Genomic DNA, 11,663 nt, shown 5'->3' with positions numbered 1-11,663 from the left:
CTTGAGTCTCAACACCCGCCCGCGGCAGCGGCATGGGTTTCGCACGCCGTTGCAGGTCTACACCGAGCTCCGCCAACTAAGCGAGGCCGATCCGGCTACGATGCACTGACTGTGTTGCGCGTGGACCTTGAAACCGCCTAGCTTTACCGGGGTGGCGTTAGAGTTATGGCCCGTAGTTAGGCCTGTTCGTATAAGGCGAGAGCCTCGTCGTTCGAGGCTGAGCTTGCTGGGCGCCTTTGAACGGACATGGTCGACTCTCGTAAGCCTCCTGGCGCTTACGGTTGTTCTCGAGGCGCTGTCACTGCTGTCTCCATTACTTAGCCAGTGGTTGGTAGACGAAGCCACTACGTCCAACAGCACCGAGCTCGTTGTTACAATGGGCACGGCATTTACCCTTGTGCTTCTCATTCAACACTCCGTGTCTTACCTTCGGAGCCTTATTGCCATCCACTTTGGTTGCGATGCTTCTTTAAAGAGGAAGTCAGGATTCTTTAGACATTTGATGTCTCTGCCGACCAGCTTCTTTGAAAGTAGAAGCGTAGGTGACATCTCGTCGCGCTTCACTTCCATGGAAGCCATTCACCAGACGCTCCTGTCTGCTGTGGGAACGTTTGTCGTCGATGGCTTGGTTGCAGTGGTATCGCTAAGCGTTTTACTTATTTACAACCCGTCAATCGCTCTTGTTTCTTTGCTATCGCTGTCGACGATAATTTTGCTTCGATTGATAACGCTACCCCATCTTAGGGAAGTTTCGTCAGATCAAATAGAGCGATCGGCGAGGGTACATAGTCATTTCATTGAATCAATACGTGGTGCACGCGTCATTCAAATGTTCGGCAGGCAGCGGGATCGCAGCTTGGCATGGCACAATCTGCTTGTCGCTCAGTACAATTCCTTATATAGGTCGATGCGCCTCAGGACTAATGCTGGCCAAGTTTGCGCCCTGATAGCTGGAATGGAAGGCGTGGTGGTCCTCTGTTGCAGCGCTAATGCTGTGATTTCGGGTGCATGGACCCTCGGCGCCATGATGGCTTTCTCGTCCTATAGGTCGACATTCTCGGTGAGGGTAAATGCAATATTCGATAAGATCTTAGAGCTAGCCATGCTGAGGCTACATTTTGATCGCTTGGCGGATATTTCGGAAACAGAATGCGACGTTGCAGTGACGGATGAGAGTGTCGCCACCGAGCTTGGAATGGCGGACGGAGTGAGGATTTCGGGAGTTACGTTCCGTTATGCGCATGGGGAGCCCACCCTTCTCAGTAACGTCAGTTTGACAATCCTTGAAGGCGAGTGCGTGGCGCTGATTGGCGGTTCCGGGTCAGGCAAAACAACGCTGGTTAAGTTGCTTCTCGGGCTTCTCGAACCTGTGCGAGGTGACGTAAGCGTGGGAGGGCGCTCGGGATATGTTCTTCGGTCGCTGACTAATTCAGGGGTGATCGCGGCTGTCATGCAAGATGACACTCTTTTCGGGGGAACGATCGAGGAAAACATACATTGTTTCGATTCGGAGCCGGATTTATCATTCGTTCGGTCCTGTGCAATCGCTGCCCGCATTCACGACGACATCATGGAGCTTCCTATGGGATACATGACGCTTGTCGGAGATATGGGATCGTCACTCTCTGGCGGTCAGAAACAACGCGTGATCTTGGCGAGGGCGCTATATCGGCGCCCGAAGTTGCTGATACTTGATGAAGCGACGAGCCATCTTGATGTAGGGAATGAGGCTCTGATCAGTTCTGCTATTCGCGAACTCAATATCACGAGGCTGATCGTTGCCCATCGACCCGATACGATAGCCTCTGCGGACCGAATTGTTGAACTAAGAGGAGGGCAACTGCATGAACACGAGCAAGTGCGAGCGCCAGCTTTGGTTACGCCCCTTGTGTTCGCTGCTTACTAGGCCACGCATTAGTCGAAACGTCAAAGCCAGGGTTATGACTAACCGCTTGGCCGACATCATCATTCCCGAAGCCACTGAACCAGCCTGTAGGCACCGTAGCCGATAGCCGCAGCGACGGGTGCAGCCGTCGCGATGACTACGCCACTGGCCATGCCCCCGACCGCGGCGCCGATTGTCGCCAGGCCGGAGCTTATACCGGCCGCGCTCAAGCCCGCAGTACCCAAGGCACTGACGACGCCAATGTTCCAGCAGTACCGGCAACCGCGCCTGCATCGCGCGCGGCGCGTCCAACGCTTGCGACTCGCGCGTTCGTCTTCGCTAAGCGCAGGATTGGCGGCCAGAAGTGTATTATTGGCCATTGCACCTGCCCTCGTAATGCACCACGCGCCTCTTGTCCACGTAAATGCCGTGGTGGGTATAGGTCAATCTTCGCGATACAAGATGCACACCAAGCCCGATCTGATCCGCGGAGTCCACATCCGCGCCGTCGATGACGATCGTTTCCACACGCCCCCCTGTTGATGTGTCGTCAGGTTGTCTCGGGTTAAGGCGCGAAGAAAGCTATGTATGACAAGGCGCTCCATGGCGGCGTCGTACGACTTCTGTGAATGCCGCCGCCTTCAAGGTGGAGTCGCCAAGCTTCCCTGAAAGGCCTCCCGGCTTCTTAGCCCGGATTGCTACGACTGCCGAGTAGCGCGCGCCTTACACCGCTGACGACACGCCAACAGCCGAAACGCAGCAGGCAACACCACCATAGACAACAACGGCGCAGTCAGCATCCCACCGACCATCGGTGCCGCAATGCGCTGCATCACCTCCGACCCGGCACCGTGCCCCAGCAAGATAGGCAGCAGGCCAGCAAGAATGACAGCCACCGTCATGGCCTTGGGCCGCACACGCTGCACCGCACCCTCGCGAATCGCCTCGTCCAACTCCGCCTCCCCAGCGTCGGGATGCGCCGCCAGCGTGCGATCCCAGGCATGGCGCAGGTACAGCATCATCACCACGCCAAATTCCGCGGCAACGCCGCCCAGCGCGATAAATCCGATGATGGTCGCCACAGACACGGCGTGCCCCATCATCCAGATAAGCCACAGCCCGCCGACCAGGGCGAGCGGAACGCTGGCCATGATGACGACGGCCTCGCCAACCCTTCGGAACACCGCATAGATCAGCGCGAAAATGATGGCTAGTGCCGTGGGCACGACCCAGGTCAGTCGATCCATCGCGCGGGCGAGGTATTCGAACTGCCCCGACCAGGCGAGCGTGGTGCCCGCCGGCAGCGCGACCTGCGCACCGACGGTGCGTTGCAGGTCGGCCACCACGGCGCCGAGATCGCGGCCCGCGGTGTCGATATACACGTAGGTTGCCAGCGATCCGTTTTCGCTCTTGAGCATGGGCGGACCGGCAGCCACGGTGATGTCGGCGACCTGCGCAAGCGTGACCAACGCCCCTCCCGTGGCAACCAGCGGTAGTTGTCGCAACGCCGCGAGCGAATCGCGGTCGACGCGTGGGTAGCGCACGACGATGGGATACCGCTCGCGCCCCTCGACGGTCTGCCCGATGGGTGCGCCGCCGACCACCGTGGCGATCGCGGCCTGCACCTGGGCCTGCGTCAGGCCGTAGCGTGCCGCGTCGTCGCGTCGCACGCGTACATCGACATAGCGCCCGCTCGCGGTGCGCTCGGCCACGGCCGAGGCCACGCCGGGCACGGTGCGCGCGACGGCCTCGATGCGGTCGGCGACCTGTTGCAGGCGCGCCGGATCGCTGCCCAGCACCTTGATTCCGATAGGACTCTTGATGCCCGTGGCCAGCATGTCGATGCGGTTGCGGATCGGTGGCACGAAGAGGTTGGTCAGCCCCGGCACGTGCACGGCCTTGTCCAGTTCCGTCCTGAGCTTTGCCATCGTCATGCCCGGTCGCCACTGGTTCGCGGGCTTGAAGGTGATGGTGGTCTCGAACATCTCCAGCGGCGCGGGATCGGTGGCGGTGTCGGCGCGGCCGGCCTTGCCGAAGACGTGGTCCACTTCGGGCACGGTCTTGATCATGCGGTCGGTCAGCTGCAACAGCTGAGCGGCCTTGCCGGCGGACAAGCCCGGCAGCGCCGTGGGCATGTACAGCAGCGTGCCTTCGTCCATCGGCGGCATGAACTCGCTGCCCAGCCGGCTCCACGGGAAGAGGGCGCTCAACAGGAGTAACGCAGCCAGGGCGAGCGTCGTTTTCGGAAAACGCAGCACGGCATCGAGGATCGGGCGATACACGGCGATGAGTGCACGGTTGAGGGGGTTCTCGCGTTCGGCGCGGATGCGCCCGCGCACCAGATAACCCATCAGCACCGGCACCAGCGTTACGGCAAGGCTGGCGGCTGCGGCCATCGCATAGGTCTTGGTGAACGCCAATGGCTTGAACAGCCGGCCTTCCTGCGCCTCCAGCGCAAACACCGGCACGAAGGACAGCGCGATGATCAGCAGGCTGGCGAACAACGCCGGTCCCACTTCGGCCGATGCCTCGGCGATCAGCGTCCAGCGTTCGTTTCCACCGGGTTCCGCACCGTCGTGTCGTTCGCGCCAGTGTTCCAGGTGTTTATGCACGTTCTCGATCATCACCACGGCGGCGTCGACCATCGCGCCAATGGCGATGGCAATACCGCCCAGCGACATGAGATTGGCCGATACGCCCTGAAGGTGCATCACGATGAAGGCGGCGAGCACGCCCAACGGCAAGGTGATGACGGCAACCAATGCGGAACGCAGATGGCCGAGGAACAAGACGCACACGAGCGCGACGACGAGAAATTCCTCGAAGAGCTTGCCGGTGAGATTGTCCACCGCGGCGTCGATCAGCTGCGCACGGTCGTAGGTCGGTACGATCTTCACCCCGGCGGGCAAACTGCGCTGGAGAGCCTGTAGCTTGTCCTTCACCGCCGCGATCGCGGCCCTCGCATTCTTGCCCGAGCGCAACACGATCACACCGCCGGCGACCTCCCCCTGGCCATCGAGTTCGGCAATGCCACGACGGAACGTCGGGCCACGTCGCACGGTGGCAACGTCGCGCAAAAGCACGGGTGTGCCATCAGCGGATGTCGTGACCGGCACCGTGGCGAAGTCCTTGGAAGTACGCAGGTAGCCTTCGCTGCGGACCATGAACTCGGCTTCGCCTTGTTCGATCACCGAGCCGCCGTTAGCGCCATTGGCGTCGCGCACTGCATCGACGAGGCGTTCGACGGTAATCCCTCGTGCGGCAAGGGCTTCCGGGTCGGGCACGATCTGCCAGGCACGCTCCATGCCGCCGACGCTGGCCACTTCGGCCACGTCTGGCACGGTTTTCAGCTGGTAGCGCAGGAACCAGTCCTGGAGACTGCGCAACTGGCCCAGGTCGTGCTGGCCGGTGCGATCCACCAGCGCGTATTCGTAGATCCAACCGAGCCCTGTCGCGTCGGGGCCCAGTGCGGGCGAGACGCCGGACGGCAGACGATCGCGTACCTGGCTCAAGTACTCCAGTACACGCGAACGTGCCCAGTACAGGTCGGTCTGTTCGTCGAACAGCACGGTGACATAGGAATCGCCGAAGAACGAATAGCCGCGCACGCTCCTCGCTCCAGGTACCGATAGCATGGTGGTGACCAGCGGATAAGTCACCTGGTCTTCCACGACCTGCGGCGACTGGCCGGCCCAACCCGTGCGAATGATCACCTGGGTATCGGACAGATCGGGTAGCGCGTCGATCGGCGTGCGCGCCACCGAGAACGCACCCGCGACGGCAAGCACGAGAGCGGCCAGCAGCACCCAACCGCGATGGGCGATCGCCGCACGAATCACACGGGCGATCATGGGTGATGCTCCATCGACGGGTGACTGGTTGCATTGAGCCGTTCCAGGGCGCCGGACAGGTTAGCTTCCGAATCGATCAGGAACTGGCCGGAGACGACAACGCGCTGGCCAACCGTCAGTCCGTTGCGAACTTCCGTCAGCCCTCCGGCGCTGCGACCGGTCGTGACAGCAACTGCACGAAAGCGGCCCTCCCCCTCGGCCACGATGACGCGCGTGTCGTCGCCCTCCGCGATGACAGCTTCATCGGGAACGACGGCAACCGCGTCGCCTGATGCAGGCGCCAGGGCGACATGCGCAAACATGCCCGGCGCAAGCGCGCCATCGGCGTTGGCAAGCACGATTCGTGCGCGCTGCGTACGGCTGGCGGTATCGATGTCCGGCAGCAGCGTCTCGACCTTCCCCGCGAACACACGACCCGGCAACGCATCGACACGCACCGTCACCGGGGTACCCGCACGAATCGACGCCGCCTGGCCTTGCGGCACCGCCGCTTCGACCCATACCGAGGTCAGTCCGTTGATCGTCATCAAGGTCTGCCCCGCGCTGACACGCTGGCCTTCGCGAACGTCCACCGTGATGACCACGCCGGCCACGGGTGCACGCAGGCGGATGGCCGCGCCATCGCTGCGCGAGGCCATGCCATCCGCTGGCGACAGGCCAAGCACGCGCAGGCGTGCCTGCGACGCGTCGCGCAGTGCTTGCGCATCGGCGGACTGCGTATGGCGAAGTGCCTCCGCCTCCGCAAGCGCGCTACGCCATTGCGGCGCAAGCAACGCAAGCAATGGCGCGCCCTTGCTCACCATGGTGTACGGAGCGCGCACATCCAGATGCTCCACGATGCCATCCACGCGCGCACTGACCGTTGCCGACTGGCGTACGTCCCACGTCACGTTGCCGGTCACATCCACGGCTGTCGCCATGACCCGCTGCTCGACAAGAGTCGTTCGCATCCCCAGGTTCTGCATCGTCGAGGCATCGATGTGCACGCTGCCCTTCGGTGCATCCTGTTTCATCCTGGGCACCATTTGCATGCCCATGGGCGACAGTCCCGGATGATCGAAGTGCTGGTTGGGGACCATCGGGTCGTACCAGTAGAGGATGGGCTTCGCGGGTGTCTCGGCGGCGGTCGGTGCCGCATGGGAGCCGGGTGGCCTGGTGTCGTGGCGGCCCGCGAAGAATGACGCGATGGCGATCGTCGCGATGACCAGCGCACCGAGTGCGAAACGTACAGGGCGGTTCATCGGTCGGCTCCGGTGGGAATCAGGTAAGCAAGCGCAGCCCACGCGCGGCCGTATCCGGCTTGCATGCGCGCGTAGTCGGCATGGTGGGAAAGCTCGTCGCGGCGAGCACTGAGCAAGGGAGCGATATCGCCGCCGCCGCGGTAGGAAGCCAGTGCGAGGGCGACGCGATCACGGGCCAGCGGCAGCAGCACATCGCGATGGCGACGCACTTGCTCGCCCCACGCCACCCACTGCGACCACGCGCGCTGGATCGCTTCGATCTGTGCGCGGCGAGCGTCGGCGTGCTCGGCGCGCACCGCATCCAGATCCGCGGCACGCGCGGCGATGCCACGGTCCTGCCGGTTCTTTGTAAACAAGGGCAGGCTGACGCCCACCTGCAACGAGACCATGTCGGACAAGCCACGAACGCGCGAACCGTAGCTCACACCCAGGTTCCAGGCCGGCCGTTTGTCCGCCTGCGCAGCCGTCAATGCCGCCGCCGCGGCATCTTCACGCGCGGGCCAGGCCAGGAGCGCGCCTTGCGCATCCACGCGAGCAAGCAGGGCCGGCTCGTCGAACGGGAGCACGGTGAAGTCGGGCGGCTCCGCCAGCGGTGCGCCCGCCGGTGTTCCGACCCATCGGGCAAGGCTCGCGCGCGCCTGTGCTTCCTGCGCGGTCGCTTCATCGAGACGGTTGTCCAGGTCCAGCGCTTCCATGCGTGCCGCCAGCACGTCCGCCGCACTCCCGGATCCGCCTCGCAGCCGCGCAGTAGCCGCTTCCACATCCTGGTTCCAAGCGGTGCGCAAGGCGCGGAGCATCGCGATTTCCTGCTGTGCTCCCCACGTGCTGACCCAGGCATCGGCAGCGGTCTGGCGAATGGACACGGTCGTCGCCACTTCATCGGAGCCGGCAACGACGGCACGGGCCTGGCCCATCGCCCGTTCGGCCTGGCGCTTGCTGCGCGAGGGCAGCGCCTGGCTGATGCCGACGGTGCGCATGGTCATGCTGTCGCCGCCGGCGGTGAAGGCTCCCGGTCCTTGCGTGGCGAGGTTATCGATACCGAAGGTGAGCTGCGGATCGGGCAGGGCGCCGGCGCGTGCCGCCTCCTGTCGGGCGGACTCGGCTTGCGCACGCCGGGCCTCGAGGAGTGGCGCCTGCGTGACAGCCTGGTCGGTGGCTGCCTGGAGAGTGAGCGCAGGTGGCGACGCGGCGACCGCCAACGCAGGCGCCAGGGCAAGAATGAGGGCGGCAGCAAGCCGCCGCGTGAACCGATGCATGATGATCTCCGATCGCAAACGCACACGGCCGTGCGTTCACGGCCGACGAAGGGCGAGCGATCGGGGCTAGATCAGGAGTGTGCAGTACCGCAGCGAGGGCGGTGGATCGGGGCGAAGCAGCGTCGTGTCCGGCAGAGCAGCCAGGTCTGGTCGATCCACCAGCGTGTCGGTCAGAGCGGGCCAGTCGGCCGGCAGGAGCAACGGGGGCACCGTCGGCAACCGCGCGTCGGGCGTGGCCGAGGTGTGGTCGGCGCAATGTTCCGCGCAGCGCGGATCGCCGGTATGCACATCGCTGCCGTGGTTCGCCGCTGCCTGCATGGACACGTCCGCGCAGGGACTGGGCATGGCGCACACGTAGGCGGCCATGGCCAACTGCTGGAACAGCAGGCAAAACATCACCAACCCGATACACAGGGTTCGACGGCGACGGCTAAGGCGGAAGCGGGGACGCATGACTCGCGTATTCTAGCCCACCGCATTAAGAATCGTCTAAGCCCTTCCGCGCCAAGCTTTTATTTACAAGCTTTCAAGGCGGGGATGCGCCTACATTCAGCGTGAAATACGGAGAACGGCCATGACGATCCGTACGCTCATTGCTTCGGCTTCCGCGGTCTTCGCGTTCGCGATGGCCGCGCCTATCCCGGCAGGGGATGCCCAGACCCCAACGCCCGCGCCGGCAGCCGCCCGAACGTTCTCAAACGTCAGCAATGAGGTGTCCGGCATGCGACTACCCGACAGCAAAATGGCGCGCGATGTCACCAAGCTCGTTCGCGATGCCGAGGGCGATCTTCTGTTCCAGCACTCTGTGCGCGTTTATTACTGGGCCGCGTTGGCGGGAAAGCGCAAGGGGCTGAGCTTCGACCCGGAGCTCCTTTACGTCGCTTCCATGTTTCACGATTTCGGCCTGACGTCCGGCTACGGTACAAGCCACTCGCGCTTCGAAGTGGACGGTGCGAACGCCGCACGCGACTTTCTGCGGAAGCACGGCGTGTCGGATGCGGAGAGCCAGAACATCTGGTTCGCGATAGCCCTGCATACGACCAACGGCATTTCGCCGCACCTGTTTCCCATCGCCACGCTTCTTGCCGAGGGTGCCAACATGGACCTGATAGGCGCCGGCTACGACGACTTCACTGCCGCCGAGCGCAGCGCGGTCGAGGCGGCACATCCGCATCCGCCGGGGTTTGCGGACGCTTTCATGCAGGCGGCTTACGACAGTCTCAAGCATCGGCCTGAGACGACTCAAGGGACGGGGCTGGCCGATATCATGGCTTATGAGGATCCTGGGTTTGTGCGTAGGGACTTCAGTCGTTTGATGTTGAAGTCGCGGTGGGACGCAGGGAAATAGCCCGACGTTCAGAATCATCGTACGACTGCGGTGAGACGCTGGCCTGTCGGATGTTTGCAGAAGATCCCGCATAGCACGGCCTACAGCGCCTGACGGCAACGACTTATTGCCATCGACGACTACTTTGAAGAGCATTCCTGACGATCTCGGAAGGAGTGTTCTTGCATGCGTCCATGGAAGGCGGCTGTTGCCGCCGTTGCAACGCCCGCCGCCGTCGCCGCGGCGGCCTACGGCTCTGGCTATCTTTGTTACCAGTTCCTCGGTGTCGACGGCTATCCGGTGCAGTGGGATACGGCGTGGCGCTACGTGCAGGCGATCGATCAGCCTGCCTACGCGCCGTATGTGTGGCGCATCAAGCTGGCGCTCACCCTCGGTTGCGCCGCGCCGTGCCTTGCGTGGTGCGCCGTGGTGGGCGGGCTGTTCATGGGTAGATCGACCGCGTCATCCACGCACGGCGACGCTCGCTTCGCCACGCTTGCTGACCTGAATAAGGCGGGCCTGCTGAAGCAGACGCCGCAGGGCATCCTCATCGGCAAGTACAAGGGCCGACTCATCTGGCTCAGCGGCGCGCAGCACGTCATCACGATCAGTCCCACGCGCTCGGGCAAGACGACGAGCCTCGCCATTCCGGTGCTGCTGTCCTACCTGGAATCGATGGTGGTGTTGGATATAAAGGGTGAGCTGTACAAGCACACCAGCGGGTGGCGCGCCGCCCAGGGCCAGGTCATTCGGGTTTGGGCGCCCTACGACGCCGAGGGGAAGACGCACCGGTTCAACCCGATGACGCTGCTGGCGGACATGGATCACGGCCTGCGGATCGGTGAGATCCAGACCATGGCCGCCATCCTGTATCCGGACCAGCCGGGCGCGGACCCGTTCTGGATTTCGCAGAGCCGCGCGGCATTCACGGCGTTCACCTCGTTCCTGTTCGAACGCTGGGACTGGAAGCGGAGGCCACAGCCAGGCGGGATGTCCGCCGGCGCTGCGGATGCCGACGCAAACACCGACCCCGAGTTCCCCTCGTTCGAACGCATCCTGAGCTTCTCCAGCGGTACGGACGGGCAGACCACGAAGGAGATGCTGACGACCATCCTTCAAGGGGCCAACTTCGACTTCGTCAGCCCGCAGACGCATACGGTGTTCAAGAATCTTGTCGGTTTGGCCGAGGACACGTTCTCGTCGGTCATCGCCGCCATGCAGGCGCCGCTGCAGCAGTTCCTGAACCCGATCCTGGCCGCCGCGACCAACGCGACCGACTTCGACGTCCGCAGCTTCCGCAAGACGCCGACGACGCTCTACGTCGTCATCCCGACCAACAAGCTGGACGAGAGCAGCAAACTGCTGAACATCTTCTTCAGTACGGTGATCGGCAACAATCTGGACAAGCAGCTGGGCGAAGAGCCCGAACTGAAGCACCAGATGCTGATGCTCATGGACGAGTTCACCGCCATGGGTCGGGTGGACGTCTGGGCCAAGCGCATCTCCATCTCGGCCAGCTACGGCGTGCGCGATCTTTGCATCATCCAGAGCCGATCACAGCTAAGGGCTGCCTACGGCGACAACGACGCGCAGAACTTCATCACCAACCATGGCGCGCAGATCGTGTTCGCGCCGCGCGAGCAGAGTGATGCCAACGAGTACAGCGAGATGCTGGGTTACAAGACCGTGCGGAAGCGGCAGCACAGTTCCAGCCATGGCGGCGGTGGGAGGCAGGTGTCGACCAGTTTTGTCGAGGAACGCCGGGCGCTGTTGTTGCCGCAGGAGATCAAGGATTTGCCTGCTGACGATGAGTTGATCTTCTATGAGGGGTGCAAGCCGATTCGGGCGCAGAAGAATTGGTTCTTTAAGGATAAGGAGTTTAAGAGGCGGGCTGCTGTGGCGCCGGTGGTGCTTGTTCGGGCGAAGGTCGTGGTCCGGGAGACGTCGCTAGAACCCATGGAGCCTGTCGATAACCGTGTGGCCCATCTTCAGGAGGAGCGAGTTGCGGAGGCATTGGGGCAAGTAGTTAGGATGGCGTGAGGCGACTTGAGCGATCGAGTGACGCCTATGAGGGATGAAGACTGGGGCGGGGAAGGTGCACGT

At 63.0% G+C, this 11,663-nt stretch carries 8 protein-coding genes; 3 read left to right on the top strand and 5 right to left on the bottom strand.

What is annotated here, in order from left to right:
• The first annotated feature begins 151 nt into the window (after positions 1-151).
• Positions 152-1,906 carry a peptidase domain-containing ABC transporter gene (locus VGM71_RS14010; protein ID WP_331546195.1) on the top strand — a complete coding sequence of 585 codons (1,755 nt, stop codon included), beginning with the start codon at positions 152-154 and terminating at the stop codon, positions 1,904-1,906.
• A gap of 348 nt (positions 1,907-2,254) precedes the next feature.
• Here the strand turns inward: VGM71_RS14010 and VGM71_RS17690 are convergent, their stop codons facing one another.
• From VGM71_RS17690 to VGM71_RS13990, 5 genes are all read right to left on the bottom strand, one after another.
• A complete protein-coding gene (locus VGM71_RS17690) occupies positions 2,255-2,353 on the bottom strand; it encodes a lecithin retinol acyltransferase family protein (RefSeq protein WP_414675139.1) in 99 nt (32 codons plus the stop codon).
• A 230-nt stretch (positions 2,354-2,583) separates the two neighbouring features.
• Entirely contained in the window at positions 2,584-5,736 is a 3,153-nt protein-coding gene (locus tag VGM71_RS14005) for a CusA/CzcA family heavy metal efflux RND transporter (protein ID WP_331546183.1), read from the bottom strand.
• The gene (locus VGM71_RS14000) at positions 5,733-6,977 is read right to left on the bottom strand and encodes an efflux RND transporter periplasmic adaptor subunit (RefSeq protein WP_331546181.1); all 1,245 of its coding nucleotides are present in this window, start codon (positions 6,975-6,977) and stop codon (positions 5,733-5,735) included. Before VGM71_RS14000 ends, VGM71_RS14005 begins: the two co-directional genes overlap by 4 nt.
• Positions 6,974-8,233, bottom strand: coding sequence for a TolC family protein (locus VGM71_RS13995; RefSeq protein WP_331546179.1), 1,260 nt, complete (start codon positions 8,231-8,233; stop codon positions 6,974-6,976). The genes VGM71_RS14000 and VGM71_RS13995 overlap by 4 nt, the downstream gene beginning before the upstream one ends.
• Positions 8,234-8,299: 66 nt before the next feature.
• Positions 8,300-8,686, bottom strand: coding sequence for a hypothetical protein (locus tag VGM71_RS13990; protein ID WP_331546177.1), 387 nt, complete (start codon positions 8,684-8,686; stop codon positions 8,300-8,302).
• A gap of 172 nt (positions 8,687-8,858) precedes the next feature.
• On the opposite strand from VGM71_RS13990, the gene VGM71_RS13985 reads away from it, so the two are divergent.
• Entirely contained in the window at positions 8,859-9,581 is a 723-nt protein-coding gene (locus tag VGM71_RS13985; protein ID WP_331546175.1) for an HD domain-containing protein, read from the top strand.
• A gap of 165 nt (positions 9,582-9,746) precedes the next feature.
• Positions 9,747-11,600, top strand: a complete 1,854-nt coding sequence (locus VGM71_RS13980) for a type IV secretory system conjugative DNA transfer family protein (RefSeq protein WP_331546173.1) — start codon at positions 9,747-9,749, stop codon at positions 11,598-11,600.
• Positions 11,601-11,663: the final 63 nt, after the last annotated feature.

Source organism: Luteibacter sp., assembly GCF_036499525.1.
Classification (GTDB): domain Bacteria; phylum Pseudomonadota; class Gammaproteobacteria; order Xanthomonadales; family Rhodanobacteraceae; genus Luteibacter.
Note: the sequence above shows the minus strand (reverse complement) of the source record. Positions and strands in the feature narration are given on the sequence as shown.